This window comes from Mycolicibacterium sp. SMGY-1XX, assembly GCF_059132455.1.
In genome coordinates this window covers 2,108,720-2,128,025 of the sequence record NZ_CP101139.1, presented here as the reverse complement: position 1 = coordinate 2,128,025, position 19,306 = coordinate 2,108,720, and the positions used below count along the sequence as shown (strand labels likewise).

At 66.6% G+C, this 19,306-nt stretch carries 17 protein-coding genes; 3 read left to right on the top strand and 14 right to left on the bottom strand.

The genetic code is table 11. The features are described 5' to 3' along the window. Positions 1 to 2: 2 nt before the first annotated feature. Both NL241_RS10450 and NL241_RS10445 read right to left on the bottom strand, forming a co-directional pair. Entirely contained in the window at positions 3 to 1,760 is a 1,758-nt protein-coding gene (locus NL241_RS10450; protein ID WP_487695716.1) for a BCCT family transporter, read from the bottom strand. 56 nt (positions 1,761 to 1,816) lie between these two features. Beyond that, on the bottom strand, positions 1,817 to 3,229 hold the full coding sequence (locus NL241_RS10445; RefSeq protein ID WP_487695718.1) for a WS/DGAT/MGAT family O-acyltransferase: 1,413 nt from the start codon (positions 3,227 to 3,229) through the stop codon (positions 1,817 to 1,819). A 176-nt stretch (positions 3,230 to 3,405) separates the two neighbouring features. On the opposite strand from NL241_RS10445, the gene NL241_RS10440 reads away from it, so the two are divergent. Beyond that, positions 3,406 to 3,897, top strand: coding sequence for an Rv3235 family protein (locus NL241_RS10440; RefSeq protein ID WP_487695719.1), 492 nt, complete (start codon positions 3,406 to 3,408; stop codon positions 3,895 to 3,897). A 14-nt stretch (positions 3,898 to 3,911) separates the two neighbouring features. Here NL241_RS10440 and secA read toward each other — a convergent pair whose 3' ends face one another. The 11 genes from secA to mtrA form a co-directional block, all read right to left on the bottom strand. Continuing rightward, positions 3,912 to 6,719 carry a preprotein translocase subunit SecA gene (gene secA, locus NL241_RS10435; protein WP_487695721.1) on the bottom strand — a complete coding sequence of 936 codons (2,808 nt, stop codon included), beginning with the start codon at positions 6,717 to 6,719 and terminating at the stop codon, positions 3,912 to 3,914. Positions 6,720 to 6,868: 149 nt separating this feature from the next. Continuing rightward, complete coding sequence (gene hpf, locus NL241_RS10430) at positions 6,869 to 7,543, bottom strand: ribosome hibernation-promoting factor, HPF/YfiA family (RefSeq protein ID WP_487695723.1); 675 nt, start codon at positions 7,541 to 7,543, stop codon at positions 6,869 to 6,871. Between the two features lie 317 nt (positions 7,544 to 7,860). After that, positions 7,861 to 8,499: a ComF family protein gene (locus NL241_RS10425; RefSeq protein WP_494397470.1), complete on the bottom strand. Its 639-nt coding sequence runs from the start codon at positions 8,497 to 8,499 to the stop codon at positions 7,861 to 7,863. A 52-nt stretch (positions 8,500 to 8,551) separates the two neighbouring features. After that, positions 8,552 to 9,007 carry a hypothetical protein gene (locus tag NL241_RS10420; protein ID WP_487695726.1) on the bottom strand — a complete coding sequence of 152 codons (456 nt, stop codon included), beginning with the start codon at positions 9,005 to 9,007 and terminating at the stop codon, positions 8,552 to 8,554. Then, the gene (locus NL241_RS10415) at positions 9,004 to 9,576 is read right to left on the bottom strand and encodes a hypothetical protein (protein WP_494397469.1); all 573 of its coding nucleotides are present in this window, start codon (positions 9,574 to 9,576) and stop codon (positions 9,004 to 9,006) included. The genes NL241_RS10420 and NL241_RS10415 overlap by 4 nt, the downstream gene beginning before the upstream one ends. After that, entirely contained in the window at positions 9,573 to 12,197 is a 2,625-nt protein-coding gene (locus NL241_RS10410) for an ADP-ribosyltransferase (protein WP_494397468.1), read from the bottom strand. Before NL241_RS10410 ends, NL241_RS10415 begins: the two co-directional genes overlap by 4 nt. A gap of 3 nt (positions 12,198 to 12,200) precedes the next feature. Continuing rightward, positions 12,201 to 12,494, bottom strand: a complete 294-nt coding sequence (locus NL241_RS10405; protein WP_487695731.1) for a WXG100 family type VII secretion target — start codon at positions 12,492 to 12,494, stop codon at positions 12,201 to 12,203. Next, positions 12,487 to 12,798 (bottom strand): WXG100 family type VII secretion target, encoded by a 312-nt coding sequence (locus tag NL241_RS10400; RefSeq protein WP_487695733.1) that lies wholly within the window; start codon positions 12,796 to 12,798, stop codon positions 12,487 to 12,489. Before NL241_RS10400 ends, NL241_RS10405 begins: the two co-directional genes overlap by 8 nt. Positions 12,799 to 12,939: 141 nt before the next feature. Continuing rightward, positions 12,940 to 14,703 (bottom strand): MtrAB system accessory lipoprotein LpqB, encoded by a 1,764-nt coding sequence (lpqB, locus tag NL241_RS10395; RefSeq protein WP_494397467.1) that lies wholly within the window; start codon positions 14,701 to 14,703, stop codon positions 12,940 to 12,942. Beyond that, positions 14,700 to 16,370, bottom strand: a complete 1,671-nt coding sequence (mtrB, locus tag NL241_RS10390; RefSeq protein WP_487695735.1) for an MtrAB system histidine kinase MtrB — start codon at positions 16,368 to 16,370, stop codon at positions 14,700 to 14,702. Before mtrB ends, lpqB begins: the two co-directional genes overlap by 4 nt. Positions 16,371 to 16,419: 49 nt before the next feature. Next, the gene (mtrA, locus tag NL241_RS10385; protein ID WP_197380550.1) at positions 16,420 to 17,106 is read right to left on the bottom strand and encodes a two-component system response regulator MtrA; all 687 of its coding nucleotides are present in this window, start codon (positions 17,104 to 17,106) and stop codon (positions 16,420 to 16,422) included. A 188-nt stretch (positions 17,107 to 17,294) separates the two neighbouring features. Here mtrA and NL241_RS10380 point away from each other — a divergent pair, with 188 nt between their 5' ends. Beyond that, positions 17,295 to 18,101 (top strand): alpha/beta hydrolase, encoded by an 807-nt coding sequence (locus tag NL241_RS10380; protein WP_487695737.1) that lies wholly within the window; start codon positions 17,295 to 17,297, stop codon positions 18,099 to 18,101. Then, on the top strand, positions 18,098 to 18,667 hold the full coding sequence (locus NL241_RS10375; RefSeq protein ID WP_487695739.1) for a TetR/AcrR family transcriptional regulator: 570 nt from the start codon (positions 18,098 to 18,100) through the stop codon (positions 18,665 to 18,667). The genes NL241_RS10380 and NL241_RS10375 overlap by 4 nt, the downstream gene beginning before the upstream one ends. Here the strand turns inward: NL241_RS10375 and NL241_RS10370 are convergent. After that, the gene (locus NL241_RS10370; protein WP_487695741.1) at positions 18,664 to 19,302 is read right to left on the bottom strand and encodes a dTMP kinase; all 639 of its coding nucleotides are present in this window, start codon (positions 19,300 to 19,302) and stop codon (positions 18,664 to 18,666) included. The genes NL241_RS10375 and NL241_RS10370 overlap by 4 nt on opposite strands. Positions 19,303 to 19,306: the final 4 nt, after the last annotated feature.

The window sequence follows — 19,306 nt, the reverse complement described above, 5'->3', positions numbered from 1 at the left end:
GCTCAGCGCGCGTCGGGATCCTTTTCGACCGAGATCACGAAGTCGTCACCGTGCTGCTTGACACCCGTGACCACCGCCGCCTCCACGGCTTCCACCGCGTACTTGCGGCGCACCACCAGCGGATCCAGGCGCAGGTCCTTGACTAGCGCCACCGCCATCGCCACCATCACGGCGGCAAAAGGCACCGCGGCGATGATGGTGATGGTCTGCAGACCCGTCAGGGCGTCCTCTCCCCCGACCAGCAGCATCACCAACGCCACCGCACCCATCGCCACACCCCAGAAGATGACCGTGCCCCGCGACGGCTTGAGGGTGCCTCGCTCCGACAGCGACCCCATCACCACGGAAGCGGCGTCGGCGCCCGAGACGAAGAAGATGGCGACCAGCACCATCACCAGCACACTGGCGACCGTGGCTAGGGGGTAGTTGCCGAGCAGGCCGAACAGCTGTTCCTCCTGGCTGCCCTGATCGGCCAGGTCCACGCCCTCCTGTTGCGCCCTGATCGCCGCGCCGCCGAAGATCGCGAACCACACCAGCGACACCAGGCTGGGCACCAGCAACACGCCCGCGACGAACTGGCGGATGGTGCGGCCGCGCGAGATCCGGGCGATGAACATCCCGACGAACGGGGTCCAGGAAATCCACCACGCCCAGTAGAAGATGGTCCACGACTGCAGCCAGGTGTTGACCACATCGCCTTCGGCTCCGGTGCGTGCTGCCATGGCGCCCAGCTCGCCCGCGAAGCTGCCCAGCGTGGTCGGCACCAGGTTGAGAATGAAAACCGTTGGGCCCAGCACGAATACAAACAGCGCCAACAGGACCGCCAGCACCATGTTGATGTTGGACAACCACTGGATGCCCTTGGCCACTCCGGATACCGCCGACAACACGAAGGCGATGGTCAACACGGTGATGATCACCACCAGGATGGTGTTGCCGGTCTGTCCAATACCGCCGACGATCTGCAGCCCGCTGCGGATCTGCAGGGCGCCCAGCCCCAGGGACGCCGCTGAGCCGAAGAGGGTGGCGAAGATCGCCAGCATGTCGATGACCTTGCCCCAGGGGCCGCCGGCCCTGGACCCCAATAGCGGCTCGAACGTGGCGCTCACCAGCTGCAGCCGGCCCTTGCGGTAGACGCCGTAGGCGATGGCCAGACCCACCACCGCGTAGATGGCCCACGGATGCAGCGTCCAGTGAAACAGCGTGGTGGCCAAGGCATTCTGAACCGCGGCCGGGTTGCCTTCCGGTCCCGTTCCGGGCGGAGGCGTGACGAAGTGCGTCAACGGTTCGGCCACACCGAAGAACATCAGTCCGATGCCCATCCCGGCGCTGAACATCATGGCGATCCACGACACGCCGCGGAACTCCGGCTCCTCGTCGTCGCGGCCCAGCGGAATGTTGCCGTACCGACTCAGCGCCAGCCACAGCACGAACACCACGAAGCCGCTGGCGGTCAGGACAAAGAACCAGCCGACGTTGTCCATCACCCAGGTCAGCGCCGTGCCAGAGGCTCCGGCGAGGGAGTCGGTACTGAGGAAGCCCCAGAGCAGGAATCCGACCGCGATGGCCGCGGTGACACCGAACACCACCCAGTCCATGCTGCGGCGCTGCAGAGCTGCCTGGTCATCGACGGGTTGGTCCAATACGGGGTGCACGACGGTCTGCGCCTCGGCGATCGCGTCGGCGGCCTTGACTGCTCGTCGCACCGGCCGCTGGGGTTGGTTTTCTGCTGTTGCTTCATCATCGGAGCGCACACTCATGGTGCACCAATTCGAACCGTTGTCGACTTATCGAGTCAACTCCGCCGGTCAGGGGTTCACTGGGCAGCGTCCAGCAGTTCGTCGAGCGACTCTTGCAGTAGCGCGGGCAGCACGTCCACATCGCTCATGGCGTCGCGGTCGGCGTTGATGCCGAAGTAGAGGTTGCCGTGGTAGGACGTGATGCCGATGGCGAGCACCTGGTTGGTCAGCAGCGGGGGCACCGCATAGGTCTCGAGCAACTTCGTGCCCGCCACGTACATCTGGGACTGCGCACCGGGAACGTTGGTGATCAGCAAATTGAACAGTCGCGCCGAAAAGCTGGACGCCACCCGGATGCCCATCGCGTGCAGCGTCGGTGGCGCGAAACCCGACAGTGTCACGATGGTGCGGGCATCGACCAGGCTCGCGGCGGTCGGATGCGTTTCGGTGGCATGGGCGATCTGTGACAGCCGCACCACCGCGTTGCCCTCGCCCACCGGCAGATCCACCAGGAACGGCGCCACCTCGCTGATCGCCTGCCCCGGCCCGGCACTGGAGTCGAGGTCGGGGTCGGTGTACACCGACATGGGCGCCATGGCCCGGACCGTCGAGCTGGGCGTGACGGGTTCGCCGCGTGAGAGCAGCCAGTTGCGCAGCGCGCCCGCGATGACGGCCAACACCACGTCATTGACATCGCAGTCGTAGCGGGCCCGCAGATGCCGGTAGTCCTCGAGCTTGCCGCTGGCCACGGTGAAACGCCGGTTGCGGGACACGGTGGTGTTCAGGGGGCTGTTGGGCGCGGTGCCCCGCGCGACAGTGCGGGCAAACTCCAATGCGCGCCGGCCCGCCTCGGCCAGCTCACCGGAATTGGTCACCACACCGGTGATTGCGGACTGCACCACTCGCGCCTGCTGGCGCGGTCGCGACACCCAGTCACCGACAGCGCCCAACAGCAGGCCGGCGGTGCCCGGTTCGCGCGCGGGAATCCAGATGTCCTCCCCGAACACCGGCGGCTTCTGCGTCCGGTCGGCGATCACATGCCCGATCTCCAGCGCCGTCATGCCGTTGACCAGCGCTTGATGCGATTTGGTGTAGATGGCGACGCGGTTCTTGGTCAGCCCCTCGACCAGGTACATCTCCCACAGCGGTCGCGACTTGTCCAGCGGCCGCGACCCCAGCCGGGCCACCAGGTCGTGTAACTGGGCGTCGCTTCCCGGCGAGGGCAGCGCCGACCGCCGGATGTGATAGGTGATGTCGAAGTCGCGGTCGTCGATCCAGACCGGGCGCCCCAGCCCCCAGGTGACCTCGCGGACCTTCTGGCGGTACCGCGGGATCTGCGGTAACCGCTGCTCGACAGTGGCCAGCAGGGTCTCGTAACTCAACCCAGCCCGCGGCTTGCGCAGGATGGACAAGGTGCCCACGTACATCGGCGTCGACGTGTTCTCCAGCTGATAGAACGACGCGTCGGACGCCGACAACCTAGCCACCATGTCGACTCCCCCCTCGAGCCCCTCCCTTGCCCCTGAGGGCCGAGGTCACCGTAACCGGCCGCCCTGTGAGCGCGCAGCGCGGGTGCACACGCAAACCTGGCCGCTGTGCCATGATCACCGCGTCTGTCACTCTCCAGCAGGCGAGTCCGTAGCGTCGCGTCCCCTGGAGGTCGAGCATGACCGCACCACCGAGCCCTGTCGTCATCCCGGTCGTCGACTACGAACCGCCGGCCCGAAGTCAACCGACCGACCCGGCCGCTGCACGAGTGAAGAGTGCCCCCGCCCGCGAACGACATCTGCACGCGGTGCCCGCCGTCTCACCGCAACGGCAGGCCGCTGCCGCGTTCACCGACGCCGCGCTGCGCAGCATCCTGGAAGTGATCGACCAGCGCCGCCCGGCGACACAACTGCGTCCGCTGCTGGCCGGTGGACTGGCCGACACCGTGGTGGCCTTGAGCCGAGCCCATACCGACGCCAAGGGCCACAGCCGGGCCGCCGCGGTACTACGCCGGGTCCGGCTTCAGTCCGCCGAGCCTGGCGACACGTCGTTCGAGGTGGCGGCGGTGTACTCCCGTGGCACACGCGTGCACGCGCTGGCATGCCGGGTGGAGCTGACGACGACGCCGCGGGGCTCACGCTGGCAACTGGTCGCGCTTCACCTGGGGTGAGCGGTGCGGTGGAGTCAGCCCTTCCGGGACTTCGCCGCGCGGCGAGCGGCCTCGCGACGTTCACGCCGGGTGGTGCCGCCCGCGCCGGCTGCGGCGCCGTCGCCGTTGTCGCGACGCTGCACCTCGGCGCTGCCGTCCTCGGACGGACCGACGTAGGTCAGCGGCGGCGCCTTGTCCTCGATCCCCTTGGCGCGCACCGCGGTTCCCGCCGACGCGCGGGCCCCGGCCGGCGCGTCCTGCTTGCGGGCCGCGGCTGCGGCGGCGAATTCGGCCAACCCTTCCGGGGCGGCCTGTGTCGCCACGGCCGGCGCCGTCGGAGCCGCCTCGACCTGCACGTTGAACAGGAAGCCGACCGACTCCTCTTTGAGGGCGTCGAGCATGCCGCGGAACATGTCGTAACCCTCGCGCTGGTACTCCACCACCGGGTCACGCTGCGCCATGGCGCGCAGGCCGATACCTTCGCGCAGGTAGTCCATCTCGTAGAGGTGTTCGCGCCACTTGCGGTCGAGCACATTGAGCAGCACATTGCGTTCCAGCTGGCGCATCGCACCCTCGCCGGCGATCTCCTCCAGTTGCGCTTCCCTTGCCGCGTAAGCCTTTTCGGCGTCCTCGAGCAGAGCGGCCAGCAACTCTTCCCTGGTCAGCTCACCGGCCTCGCCCACCGCATCGGAGTCGATCAGGTCGTGATGGTCGATGGACACCGGGTACAGCGTCCGGAGCGCTTCCCAGAGCTTCTCGAGATCCCAGTCCTCCGAATACCCTTCGGCGGTGGCGCCGTCGACGTAGGCGGTGATCACGTCGACCAGCATCTGGTGCGCCTGGTCGGCCAGGTTCTGCCCTTCGAGGACCATCTTGCGCTCGGCGTAGATCACCTTGCGCTGCTGGTTCATCACCTCGTCGTACTTGAGGACGTTTTTACGGACCTCGAAGTTCTGCTGCTCCACCTGCGTCTGAGCACTCTTGATGGCGCGGGTGACCATCTTGGCTTCGATCGGCACGTCGTCGGGCAGATTCAGCCGGGTCAGCAGGGACTCCAGCGTGGCGCCGTTGAAGCGCCGCATCAGTTCGTCGCCCAACGACAGGTAGAACCGGGACTCCCCCGGGTCACCCTGGCGGCCGGCGCGACCACGCAGCTGGTTGTCGATACGTCGGGATTCGTGGCGCTCGGTACCCAGCACGTACAGACCGCCGACGTCGCGGACGTCCTTGGCTTCCGCGCTGGCCTCGTCCTTGATCTTGTTGAGCGTGTCGTCCCAGGCGGCTTCGTATTCCTCGGGCGTCTCCACCGGGTCGAGGCCCTGTTCCCGCAGTCGCTTGTCGGCCAGGAAGTCGACGTTGCCACCGAGCACGATGTCGGTACCGCGGCCGGCCATGTTGGTGGCCACGGTGACCGCGCCCAGGCGACCCGCCTCGGCGATGATGTTGGCTTCCTGCTCGTGGTACTTGGCGTTGAGGACGTTGTGCGGGATCTTGCGCTTGGTGAACTGGCGCGACAGGTACTCGGAGCGTTCCACGCTGGTGGTACCGATCAGGACCGGCTGCCCCTTCTCCCACCGCTCGGCCACATCGTCGACGACGGCGATGTACTTGGCTTCCTCGGTCTTGTAGATCAGATCCGACTGGTCCTGGCGGATCATGTCCCGGTTGGTCGGGATGCTGACGACACCCAGCTTGTAGATCTCGTGCAGCTCGGCGGCCTCCGTCTGCGCGGTACCGGTCATCCCGGACAGCGTCTCGTAGAGGCGGAAGTAGTTCTGCAGCGTGATCGTGGCCAGCGTCTGGTTCTCGTTCTTGATCTCGACGCGTTCCTTGGCCTCGATGGCCTGGTGCATGCCTTCGTTGTAGCGGCGGCCCACCAGCACGCGGCCGGTGAACTCGTCGACGATGATGACCTCACCGTTGCGGACGATGTAGTCCTTGTCGCGGGTGAACAGCTCCTTGGCCTTGAGGCAGTTGTTCAGGTAGCTGACCAGCGGCGAGTTGGCGGCTTCATACAGGTTGTCGATGCCGAGCTGGTCTTCGACGAATTCCACGCCGAGCTCGTGCACGCCGATGGTGCGCTTGCGGATGTCCACCTCGTAATGGACGTCCTTCTCCATCAGGGGCGCCAGCCGCGCGAACTCGGTGTACCAGCTCGAGGCGCTGTCGGCGGGGCCGGAGATGATCAGCGGGGTCCGGGCTTCGTCGATCAGGATGGAGTCCACCTCGTCGACGATCGCGAAGTTGTGGCCGCGCTGCACCAGGTCTTCGAGACTGTGCGCCATGTTGTCGCGCAGGTAGTCGAACCCGAATTCGTTGTTGGTGCCGTAGGTGATGTCGGCGGCGTAGGCGGCGCGACGCTCGGCGGGTGTCAGCCCCGAGAGGATGACACCGACGGACAGGCCGAGGAACCGGTGTACGCGGCCCATCCACTCGGCGTCACGTTTGGCCAGGTAGTCGTTGACCGTGACGACGTGCACACCCTTGCCGGAAAGCGCGTTGAGGTAGGACGGCAGCACCGCGGTCAGGGTCTTGCCCTCACCGGTCTTCATCTCGGCGACGTTGCCGAAGTGCAGCGCGGCGCCGCCCATCACCTGGACGTCGAAGTGTCGTTGCGAGAGCACCCGCCAGGCCGCTTCCCGGGCGACGGCGAACGCCTCGGGCAGCAGGTCGTCGAGGGTCTCGCCGTCGGCGATCCGCTTCTTGAACTCGTCGGTCTTGGCGCGCAGCTCCGCGTCGGAGAGTTTCTCGACGTCGTCGGACAAGGTGTTGACGTAGGCAGCCACGCCCTTGAGGCGTTTGACCATGCGACCTTCACCGAGTCGCAGCAGCTTCTGCAGCACTGATATATCCCCTACAGGATTGGAGTCTTAGTGCGGTCCATCGTAGGTGACTCTGCTGTAAGCCCTGAGCGCGCTGCGGTGAGTCGGGCCCTGCGGAGGCGCAACGTGGGCGGGATCCCGGTTGGAATCCCGCCCACGGCGTCGTGTTGTCAGGCCAGCCGGATCAAGCCGTAGTCATAGGCGTGACGGCGGTAGACCACCGTCGGCTTGTCGGTTTCCTTGTCGTGGAAGAGGAAGAAATCGTGGCCGACGAGCTCCATCTCGTAGAGCGCGTCGTCGACGGTCATCGGCCGATCCGGATGCTCCTTGGTGCGGACCACCCGCCCGGGGACGTGTTCGTCGGCGGCCGCCGCGGCGACGGCCGGGTCGGTTTCGCCGGCCGACGTCGTCGGCGGGTCGAAGTCGGGCGGGATGGCCGCGGTGGCCTCGGCGACGGAGACCGGTGTCTTGTCGCCGTAGTGGATCTTGCGGCGGTCCTTGCCGCGGCGCAGACGAGCCTCGAGCTTCTGCACGGCCGCTTCGAGTGCGGCGTAGAAGCTGTCCGCACACGCCTCGCCGCGGACAACCGGGCCACGGCCCCGTGCCGTGATCTCGACGTGCTGACAGTTCTTGCGTTGTCGACGGTTCTTCTCGTGGTCGAGTTCGACGTCGAACATGTAGATGGTTCGGTCGAAGCGCTCCAGCCGAGCCAGCTTCTCCGCAACGTGTATCCGGAAGTGATCCGGAATCTCCACATTGCGACCCTTCACAACCACTTCAGAGCGCGGCTCCGGTGCGGGTTGTTCCTCGGTATCGGCCAGCATTTGGGCGGATTGGCTTGTCATGCTTGACAACTCGTTACTCCTCTGCGTCGAACGCAAGCGCGTGTCTGGCGAGTAGATACATGCGCCGAGGGGATAAACGAATTCGCACACCCGCCGGCGCTAGGGGTCGGATATCACCTCCCTACCGCCTCGGGCGACGTGGCTCGAGGCTGTCGAGAATGGCTCTGGCCTTCGAGTCCGGCTGCGAGTGCTTCACAGCGTGTTGTTCCCGAAGGTAGTCCGAGTTCACCCAAACGTGCCACCTTTTTCTCGCACCTGTTGCCAGTTCTTTCGACCCCCGTTACAAGGACCTTCGTCGGTTGCGGGCCGAGAGCCGATCAGGCGTGGGCCAGGGCGAGAACACCCGCCACCCGGGCTCCGACCGACTGCAACATGCGCACTGATTCGCAGGCAGTGGCACCGGTGGTCACGATGTCGTCCATAAGGAGTACGTCGGCACCTTCGCCGAGTTTGCTGGAAGTGACTCGGATGCGCCCGGCCAGGTTCCGCTGCCGGGCACTGCTGCTGAGTCCAACGGAGTCTCTGGCCGCGCCCTTGAGCCGGAGCACGGGCGCGACGGTGATCTCGGGATGGGCGGCCACCGCAGCGGTGAGAAGCCGGGTCACCGGGTCACCGCCGCGGCGTCGGGCGGCGAGCCGTCGGGTAGGTGCGGGGACGACGGCCAGGGGCAGCTCCAGCACTCCCCACGCCAGCAGGCGGTGGATGCCCACCGCCATGGCGTGCGCCAGCGGCGGGATCAGATCGGTGCGGCCGTCCTCCTTGAGCGCGACGATGGCGTGTCGGCGGATGCCGGCGTGGCGGCCGAGCACGAAGACGGGGACGCCGGGGTCCAGCCGCGGGGAGATGACATGCGGCTCGTCGGTGGCCACGCTGAGCACGCCCGCGCACGTGGCGCACCAGCGGGTGGCCGGGGCGCCGCAGCCGCCGCACTCCAGCGGCAGGACGAGATCGAGCATGGCTGCAGTGTGGCGGGAGGGGGTGACAGAAGGGGATCAGCCCGGCACCGGTTCAGCCGCCGCGCGGCGAGAACCGGCCCGGCGAATGGATCGGCACGGCCGGGGCCCGCAATGCGGCACCGACTTGCTGCGTGACCACCTCGCGGAGTTCAGCGGGGCCGGCTGGGAGCTGAGGCGCTTCGCCGGGTTCGGCGAAGAGCGCCACCGCGTTGTCCAGACCGTCGACAGTCACCGACCCGACCGGCAATAGCACCGTCCCGGGAAGCAGCGCGATCTCCTGCTCGTCGGGGTGCTGGGACAGCGGCGCAATGTAGCGGCCCGTGATCGTGACGATCGCCGTCAACCGCTCAGCGGTGAAATTCTCACTGGCAACCCGCGGACTCAGAGAAGTGGGTAGGACGTTCGACAGCGTGATCGCATGCAGTGATGGCTCCCCGGTCAACCCGCGGTAGGTGATGGCCGGAGTGGCCGGCAGCTGCAGGAGGGCTTGCTCGAGGCCCGCGGTCATAGATTCCTCTTCCTTGCATCGATGGCATCGACGATGGCATGTGCGGCAAGCCGAACGAATTCTGGTGTGCGCGCCTCGCTGTGGATGTCCCACTGCCAGCTGCCTATGTAGGTGATGTCACCGGTTGGCTGGCCGGGAAATCCGATCTGCACCACGTCACACTCCGGTAGGGACGCTGGCGGCTGCCCCAGCTTTTGAATGATCTGAGCCAACACCTCCGACGAGTTCGTGACGTAGGCCGGCAGATCTTCTGTTCCCACAAAAAGCGCGTACTCCGTAGGGGGTCCGTCCCCCAAGTCCGTTCTGCCGGCGGCAACGATGACACCCTGATCTCCCACCCCGACATGCACTCCACGGGGCGAAGCTCTCACTTCGAAGCCGGAGGCGTGCAGATCAGACCCGAGCTTTCCCAGGCGATCCGTCGGCCAGGTGGCCAGAAAATGGGTCGGCTCACATCCCCCCAAGGACCACCGTCGACGGTATGGAGCACTCAGAGAGAAGTCGGAGCGGATGTGTTGGCGCAGCCAGCCAGCGATCTCTTCTCCGGATTCCAATAGCTGCGGGGTCATTCCTTCTGCCTCAAAACAACTCTCATAACACCATTTTCATCGAGTTGAGCCGAAATCACCTCGAACCTCGACGACCTTGGAAACAGGATCTCCGACTCATCGGCATACTTTGACAACTGCGTGACGTCAACCCCAGTGTGTCCCTCCACCCTCAAGAGCAAGGGCGTCTCGTCGGCCGCTGCGCCCCTTGCAAATGACTCAGCGACGAACTGATCTTTACTAGTGCTAAAGAAGGCCTGTTCAGAGAAGGTTTTCCCAACGTCGAACTTTTCGAGGAGCTCATCAGAAGCGCGCAATCCGCGCCATGTGGTGGACGTAGCATCAGCTGCATCAGCGCGATATGGGGGTAGGGACGCCAAGCCCTCGTCCGCCTTCTGAATCTGTGCCTCGAGCACCGAGCGCTGCTCAGAGGTTAAGTCAGCGACAGACCGTGCTCCGAGGCTGTACTTCTGCGACTCGGACAATTCGTCAACATCACGCAAGTACGCGTTGAACGCGTTGTAGTCCTGAGTTGTGTATCGATAGATTCCCTCAACTCCCTCCTTCGAGATAGTTGGGTAGGCCTCCGAAACTTTCGTCGCCCACTCATCGAATCGATTCGGATCGACAGGCCCGTTCGGCAACCGATACTCGTTGTTGATCTCGGTGAGGTCAGGAAACTCGACGCCGGGCGGCGCGTTGTTGGCCGGCGGATCGCTCAAGCCGGTGTGCGGTGGATTGTTGGTACCGTCCCCTGGAGAACCGTTAGCCCCATGGGACGTGCCGTCAGGCGACTGCCCGTCGGGTCCGCCACCGGATGCGCCGGAGGGCGTCTGCCCGTCGGTTGGATCAGCCGGGCCAGAACTGTTCCCGCCACCGAAGGGGCTGTCGGCACGGGTTCCGTTGTGACCGGGTTCGAACGGGGCTCCTCCTGGCGCCGGTGAGCCGCCTCCCGAAGGCGAACCTCCTCCGACGGACGGGCCTGCACCGCCCCCTCCCGATCCGAGCCCACCTGCCGGACTCGAAGGTGGCGACGGCGGAGCGGCGCCTGAGCTTGCCGGCGCCGGCGCGGACGCGGCAGCACTGTCGGAGGCAGAGGCCGACCCGGCTGGAGCGGGCTTGTGTTCGGTAGGACCGAGCGGCGTCTGCGGCGGAAGTGGCGCCGAGACCGGGGCACCCGGCTTGAGCTCGGGTGCCTTCGGCGGTTCAGGTAGCGGTGCCGGTGTGCCGCCGGCGGGAACTTTCGGCGGTTCCGCAACCTTGGGAAGATCGAGAGGTTTCGGCAGCTCTGACGGTCTCGGAACGGCGAGATGAGGCGCCGCGCGGGTTACCGCCTCGGCAGTCTCTGCGACACCATGACCCACCGTGCCGATCTTGGTCAGGCCACCTCCGGGCACGAAAAACGTGGCGACGTCGAACACGCTGCGCCCCAGGGCTTCTGCAGGATTGGTCTTCCACAGTTCCCAGTGCAGAGTCTCCTTGCCCACCTGCAACCACGCGTCACCTGTTCCGGTCCAGCCGTCTTCGTCGGCCCCCACCAGCGGCGCCATGCCGCTGATCAGTTCGCGATAGTCGTTGAAACTTCCTTGCGGGTCGACGACAGCCCGTTGCGGACTATAGGTCCACGCGCCCTCCACAAGCTCCCATGCCTGCAACCCGAAACCCTTGGTGACCTGGGACATGTCGTCGATAATCTGACCGACAGGGTTGCCTTGAAGAAACTGTTCCCACTCTTTGTCAGCGAACTTCAGCATGCCCTCCGCGATGGTGGCGGCCGCATCCACCATGGGTGCGAGCCCTGCCATCAGCGCTGACACCTGTGCGGCGAAGTTGTCCACCACGGTCTTGATGTCGTCGGCTATCTGCTTGATCTCGGACTCGTCCTGGTCGGTCAGGAAATCCCAGACGATCTTCGCCCCGGTCAAGGGATCGCAGATCCGAGCCAACAGGTCCATGATCGCGACGTGCACCTCGTCCACCTTGTCGGCGTACGAGATCAGCTTGGCGGCAACAGAGTTGGACTGCGCCATCAGTTCAGAGGCCGCTTTGAGCGAGTCGGCGAACGCCTGTCCCATCGCCTCTGCTTCTGGGATCTGCTGGGCGCCGATGACACCCAGGGCGGGTGCCGCCGTCGTCTGAGTCACCAACAACTCGGTGCCAGCCGCCATCCACGCGCCAGCGGCGGCCCGCAGCTGAGCCGAATCGGCCGTGGGCCAAATCATTCCGATGTACTTGCTCACCCACCCGAAGCCCCGTGGTGCTGGAATGCTGCCACCCACCGAAGTCGGCGGTTCCACGGCCGCGATCGCCCCGCTGGCGGCTGGCAGCGGGAGGGGCTCGGCGCGCCCCCTGCCGTCGGACAGCGCCTCGGCCATGGAATAGTTATGCGCCGACATCCGCACGCCGTCACCAAGATTGACCACACCGTTGCGTGATGCCGCGAATGCTTTCACCAAGCTGGCCGCCGCTGAGTCGTAGGACTCGCCGATGGCCTCGCCGACGGGATCGTCACCGCACATTGCCCCACAGCCGGACAGCGCACCCGACAGGGTGGATAGCGTCGACCCGATGTCCCTACCGACATCGGTCAGCGTGACACCGGCACCATCGAGTGCGGCAGGGTTGACGGCCAGCGGAGCCATCGGCTATGCCGACCACATCTTCGCGTTGAGAGAACTGGCGCCAGAGTAGTTGTCGTGCGCTCCCCCACCGGCGGTGTGCAGCTTCCCCAGCGCCTCGCGCATGGTCGCGGCACCTTCGGTCCACAACTGGTGCGCAGCCTGGTGCGCTGCGGCGGCCTCACCGTTCCAGCCCAGGTGCAGGTTTTTGACCACCGAATCGATCTCGGAGAGCAGCCCGTCCAGGATGGTTTGAAACGTCGCCATCCGCTCAACGGCGTCGGCCAGCCCCTCGGGATCCACCGAGAACGCCTCAGCCATGCAAGCCATCCAACTGGACACGGGCGGTGGCGTCCTGGCTGGCGAACTCCCTTCCCGCGTGCCCCAATAGGTCGGCCATGATGGCCAGCCCTTTCTCCACCTCGTCGGCCCCCGCGGACCACATCACGTACGCCTCTTTGTAGGTTCCGCCGGAATGCCCGCGCCAGGACGCCAGCATCCCCTCCACCTGCGAGTCCAGCGTTTGCAGCTGTTTGAGCAGGTGATCGGCTGCCGCCGACAACGACGAACAGGTGGCCGCCAGCACCGGAGGATCGACCCGCAATTCCCCACCCGATTCACTCACAGGAGCAAACGTATCGACTTGACGGAAGCCGTTCAATTCACCTTTGCCCCGCCACCGCTGCACGACAACGACGGGATGTCAGCGCCGGTTGATGCCCGTTGCTGCTCGTCTATCGCGCGCCCTGCTGGGACCCCCCAGAGCTCAGCCCGGCAGCACAGGCACCGCGCCGCCCACCAACAGCGGTTGCACGCCCACCCACGTGAGCTGGTTCTCCGGCCCGGACGCCGACAGCTGAATCACGCCGCGGCGGTCGGCGACGTACACCGTCGAGGGGCTGGCCGCGACCGTCGTCACCGGGTTGGTGAGGTTCTGACTGGGGCCGTCGGAATTGACCCCGTCGAGATTGACGAACGAGACGGGATGGGCACCGTCGTTGCGGCTCACCACGATGTCATCGCCGGTGCGCCACGACAGTGACACCACCGACTTGCCGAGACCGAACCCCAGCCGGCGCGGATGCGTCAACGCGAACTCACCGCCGGGCAGTTGCTCGACGCCGGCCAGGATCACCTGGCCGTCGATCACCATGGCGGCCCGGGTGCCGTCTCGCGAGAGCTGCAGCTCGGTGATGGGCCCCGGGAACTTGGCCGCTATCGCGGAGGCGTCGACCGGGATCTGGGCGGGCTCGCCGGAGGCCGCCTCCCGGATGACGCGCAGCACGATGTTGCCGTCGACGACGATCCACACCGCCTCATCAAGAGCCCACGTCGGACGCGTCAAACTGCGCGCCACAGTGGCCCTTTCCCCGTCACGCCCGAGCGGGCCGATCCACACCGACGACTCCTGATCGGGTGCACCCACACGCACCACCGTGACGGAGGCAACCTGGATGCCGTCGCGGGACAACGACGCCGACCGCTGCTCGGGCATCTGCCCAAAAGAGCCGGGTACCCGGGCCGACCTCTGCCCGTCCAGGAAGTGCAGCGAACCGCCCACCAGAGCGTGCAAGCCGGCGGCCGCACCGTCGGCCGCGCCGGGATCGGTGGCCGCCACGTCAGAGGTGTTCCAGCCGTCGGCGAAGCGCTCGTCGAGCGCCGCTCCATCGATGTCGATAACGTACGGACCCTTGATATCGGCGCGCGCCAGCGTCCAGATGATCTGCGCGGCAAGCAATTGCCTGCTGTGCGGGTCAGTGGTCGACAGGCTCTCCAGCTCGATGCGGGCACCGCCGTACCCCCGCCCGATCCCGGTCTTGCCGCCGTCGGCGCGCGTCACCGGCCCCCGCAGCCGAAGCGGCGGGCCCAACATGTTGCGCACGGTGTTGGTCATCTCGGGTCGTGGCCCCGAAATCATCTTGGTGACCAACTCGGTGGCCAGCTGATCGGAGTCCGACACCGCCACATAGCGCGGATCGGGCACCATGGTGGCGCCGGTCGGGTCCACGAAATACAGGGTGTGCCGCTTGTAGGTCGCCTGGAACTGCTGCCAGTCCAGGAAAACCCCGTTGGGCAGCCGGTCGATCCGCCAACCGTCCTCGGTCTTGACGAGCTCGATCGGGCCGGGGTCGGGCAGCGCACCCTCGGCGGTCTCGAACACTCCGAGATCGGACAGCGAGCCCAGGATGTCGGCGCGCATGGTCACCGAAACCCGGTCCGCACTGCGGGTTTCGACGAATACCACCCGGTCGATCAGCAGTGCGCTGCCCGCGTCGTCCCAGTCGTTGGAGGCGGACTCGGTGAGAAACTGCCGCGCCGCCAGATGGCGGTTGGCGGGGTCGGCCGTCGCCTTGAGGAACTCTCGCAGCAGCAGGTCCGGTTCCATTCCCGGGGTCGGCTTGGGCAGGCTCTGCGGCGCCGACCGCTCGACGGTGCCGATGGCTTGTGGCGCAGAAGAATTCGGAACACCCGCACATCCCGATACCACCAGGGCAAGGCAGGTCAGCAATGCGACGGCGGCGCGCTTCACACGCTTTTCCCGGCGTGTTCGCGGCTACGCGACTGCGGCGTTGCGCCTCGGCCGTTGCGTTCCGGCGCAATGGGTTTCAGCGGCAGCGGGCTGGTGGTCACCTTGTGGCCACGGACCAGCGGCAGGGTGAGACGGAAGCACGCCCCCATGCCGGGCTCACCCCAGGCCTCGAGCCGGCCCTGGTGCAGCCTGGCGTCCTCGATACTGATCGCCAGACCCAGGCCGGTGCCGCCGGAGCGGCGCACCCGCGAAGGGTCGGAGCGCCAGAATCGGCTGAACACCAGCTTCTCCTCCCCCGGGCGCAGGCCGACACCGTAGTCACGCACGGTGACGGCCACCGTGTCCTCATCCGAGGCCATCCGGATCCGCACCGGTTTGCGCTCGGCATGGTCGATCGCATTGGCGATCAGGTTGCGCAGAATGCGCTCCACCCGCCGCGAGTCGACTTCGGCGATCACCTCGTCAGCGGGCATGTCGACCAGCAGCTCGATGCCGGCGTCGTCGGCCAGGTGCCCGACATTGCCGAGCGCGCTGTTGACCGTCGAGCGCAAATCGACTGCCTCGACCGACAACTCGGCCACCCCGGCGTCATGTCGTGAGATCTCGAGAAGGTCGTTGAGCAGGGTCTCGAACCGGTCCAGCTCGTTGACCATCAGTTCGGTCGACCGCCGCAGGGCCGGGTCCAGTTCCTCGCTGTGGTCGTGAATCAGGTCAGCGGCCATCCGCACCGTGGTCAGCGGGGTGCGCAGCTCATGGCTGACGTCGGAGGTGAATCGGCGCTGCAGATTGCCGAACTCCTCCAACTGGGTGATCTGGCGGCTCAGGCTCTCGGCCATGTCGTTGAACGACACCGCCAGCCGCGCCATGTCATCCTCGCCGCGCACCGGCATGCGCTCGGTCAGATGCCCCTCGGCGAAGCGTTCGGCGATCCTCGACGCCGACCGCACCGGGAGTACCACCTGCCGCGACACCAGCACCGCGATGCCGGCCAGCAGTACCAGCAGCACCACACCGCCGGTGGCCATGGTGCCGCGCACCAGCGTGATGGTGCTCTCCTCGCTGGACAGCGGGAAGATCAGGTACAGCTCCAGATTGGTGACCCGCGAGGACGTGGGGCTGCCGATGATCAACGCCGGACCGGAGAAGCCGTCGGTACGCACCGTGGCGTACTGATAACTGACCTGCCCGGCTTTGACGAATTCCCGTAACGCCTCGGGGATCTGGTCTACCGGGCCGGCGGCCGTCGCAGCCCGCGGCCCGTCGCCGGGCACCACCAGCACCGCATCGAACGCACCGGCCAGTGCCGATCCCGCGGCGGGATCAGCCTTCGAGGTCAACGTGTTGCGGGCCAGCTGCAGGCTGCTGTCCAGCGACCGGGTCTCTTCGCCGCCGACGATGCCGCTGACAGTGGTGCGCGCCCGCTCGATCTCCTCGGTGGCCGCGCGAACCTTGACGTCCAACACCCGGTCGGTGATCTGGCTGGTCAGCACGAAGCCGAGCACCAGGATCACCGTCAGCGACAGTCCCAAGGTCAAGACCACGACCCGCAGCTGCAATGACCGGCGCCAGGCAACGCCCACCGCTCGACTCAGCGCGCTCAGACCGCTCAGCAGAGGGCCGGTGCGGCCCCAGCGACCGCGAGTGCGCCGCTTCGAGCGCAGAATCACGGCGGTCCGATCTTGTTCGCCGCATTCCCGTCACTAGCTGAGCGCAGAATCACGGGGGTCCGGCCTTGTATCCCACCCCTCGAACGGTCAACACCACCTGCGGGTTCTCCGGATCCTTCTCGACCTTGGCCCGCAACCGCTGGACGTGCACGTTCACCAAGCGGGTGTCGGCGGGATGGCGGTAGCCCCACACCTGTTCGAGCAGCACATCCCGAGTAAACACCTGCCTCGGTTTACGCGCCAACGCCACCAACAGGTCGAACTCCAACGGGGTCAACGAGATCTGCTCACCGTTGCGGGTGACCTTGTGTGCGGGGACGTCGATGTCGACATCGGCGATCGACAACATCTCCGCGGGCTCGTCCTCGTTGCGGCGCAGCCGGGCGCGCACGCGTGCCACCAGTTCCTTGGGCTTGAACGGCTTCATCACGTAGTCGTCGGCGCCTGATTCCAGACCCAGGACGACATCGACGGTGTCGGTCTTGGCGGTGAGCATCACGATGGGCACACCGGAATCGGCGCGCAGCACCCGGCACACGTCGATGCCGTTCATCCCGGGCAGCATCAGGTCCAGCAGCACGAGATCGGGCCGCAGCTCACGCACCGCCGTCAGGGCCTGGGTGCCGTCACCGATCACGGCGGTGTCGAATCCCTCCCCCCGCAGAACGATGGTGAGCATTTCGGCCAGCGATGCATCGTCATCGACGACCAGGATCCTTTGCCTCATGGTGTCCATGGTGTCACCGATACGCGACAAAACTCCGGTACCACACGCGCAAAATCCTGCCGATCTCCACGAACGCCAAGTCGACGGCCCCGGGAACAACGCGGACACCGCCGCGGTTACACCGGTCACGATGCTTATGTAACGTCGTTCTACAAGGCACCGACACACTCGAACGGCACTGAAGTCAGGAATGCACCATGACCAACGTCGTCTTCATCCATGGACTGTGGATCGCACAGAGCGCGTGGCAGCCCTGGATCGAGTACTTCGCCAACGCCGGCCACCAGGCCGTCGCCCTGCCCTGGCCCGGCGAAGCCGATTCCGTCGAGGCCACTCGGGCCAACCCCGACGCCCAGGCGGGGTTCGGCATCAACGAACTGACCGACCACTTCGCCTCGGCGCTCCAGCAGTTCGACACCCCGCCGGTGGTGATCGGGCACTCGTTCGGCGGCCTGATCGCACAGAAGCTGCTCGCGCAGGACAAGGCGGCCGCCGCCGTCGCGATCGACCCGGCGCCGATCAAGGGCGTCAGACCGTTGCCGCTGGCCCAATTACGCTCGGCATTCCCGGTTCTCGGCAACCCGCTCAACCGCGGACGCGCGAAGGGGCTGACACGGGACCAGTGGCGCTTCGGCTTCGGCAACGCACTGGAGGCCGCCGAGTCCGACGCCCTGTGGGAACAGTGGTCCATCCCGTCCCCCGGTAAGCCGTTGTTCGAGGCTGCGACGGCGAACTTCACCCCCAACTCACCCGCCAAGGTCGACACCGCCAATGCCACCCGCGGTCCCCTGTTGATCACCGCGGGCGGTGCTGATCACACCGTCCCCGCCGTCAGCGCCAAGGCTGCCCACCGGCTCTACCGGAATTCCGCGGCCGTTACCGATTTCCATGAGTTCGCCGACCGTGGCCACTCGTTGACCATCGATCACGGGTGGCGCGACGTCGCCGACACCGCCCTGGCCTGGATGGCCCGGCGCGGGGTCGACGCACCGGCTCGACGATGACCCGTCGACGAACCGCCAGCGAGCAGGTCTCGGCCGCGCTTCTCCAGGCGGCCGAGACCGTCCTTGACCGCGACGGCACGGACGGGGTGACCGTCCGTGCCGTCGCCAAGGAAGCCGGCGTCGCACCGATGGGTGTCTACAACCGGTTCGACAACAAGGAGGGACTGCTGGCCGCCCTGGCCACCCGGGCGTTGGACGAACTCGCGGCCGCGATCGACATCAACGCCGAGGTGGAGCCGGTCGAGCGGTTCCGGCTCGCGTGCCGCGGCTATCGCGCGTTTGCACTCGAACATCCCGCTCGTTACACGCTGATCTTCGCCACCGGCAGCCCGCTCAGTGACCAGTCGTCGGCGGTGGCCGGGCACGGGCGCGCCGTGTTCGGCGTTCTGGTCGAGCTCGTCACCGCGCTCAACCCCGCGGACCCGGTCGAAACCGCGGAGTCGGTCTGGAGCGCCATCCACGGAGCCGTCGCCATCGAACACGCTGGGATCGGCCAAACACCCGATGCAGGAGCATCTTTCGAGCACCTGCTCGACCTGTTGGTCCGCGGCATTGTGGACCACTAACCGAGGTTGCGGACGATCCCGGCGGCCACGGCGCGCGGGTCGTCGTCAGGGCCGACCACCAACCAGCTCCCACCCCAGCCGGCTTCGGCCAACTGGCCGTACACCGCGCCGGTCCGCCGCTGGAGCCCGTCGTCGCGCTCGTAGGCGTCGCGGGCACGACTCGGGTCCAACTCGGCGCGCGAGCGGGCCCGCTCCCCCGCCAGTTCGATCGGAACATCAAGCAGCAGTTGAAAATCCGGGTTCGGCAGCTGCAGCCGCTGATACTCGAGCCGGTACACCCAGTCGACCACCTCTCCGGTGGCGTCCTGATGCAGCCTCGCCGCGCTGTAGGCGGCGTTGGAGGCCACGTAGCGGTCCAGGATCACCACGTCGTGCGCGGCCCGCAGCGCGGTCAGCTCCTCGACGGCGCCGGCGCGGTCGAGGGCGAACAGCATCGCCATCGCATACACCGACTCCGCCAGGTCACCGTGATCGCCGTGCAGCGCTTCGGCGGCGACATCGGCCGTCACTGACTGGCCGTACCGCGGGAAGGCCAGCGTCGCCACGGTTTTACCGGCTGCGCCGAACGCGTCTTGCAACGCAACGGACAGCGTGCGTTTCCCGGCGCCGTCGACGCCTTCGATTGTGAGGAGCACGGCG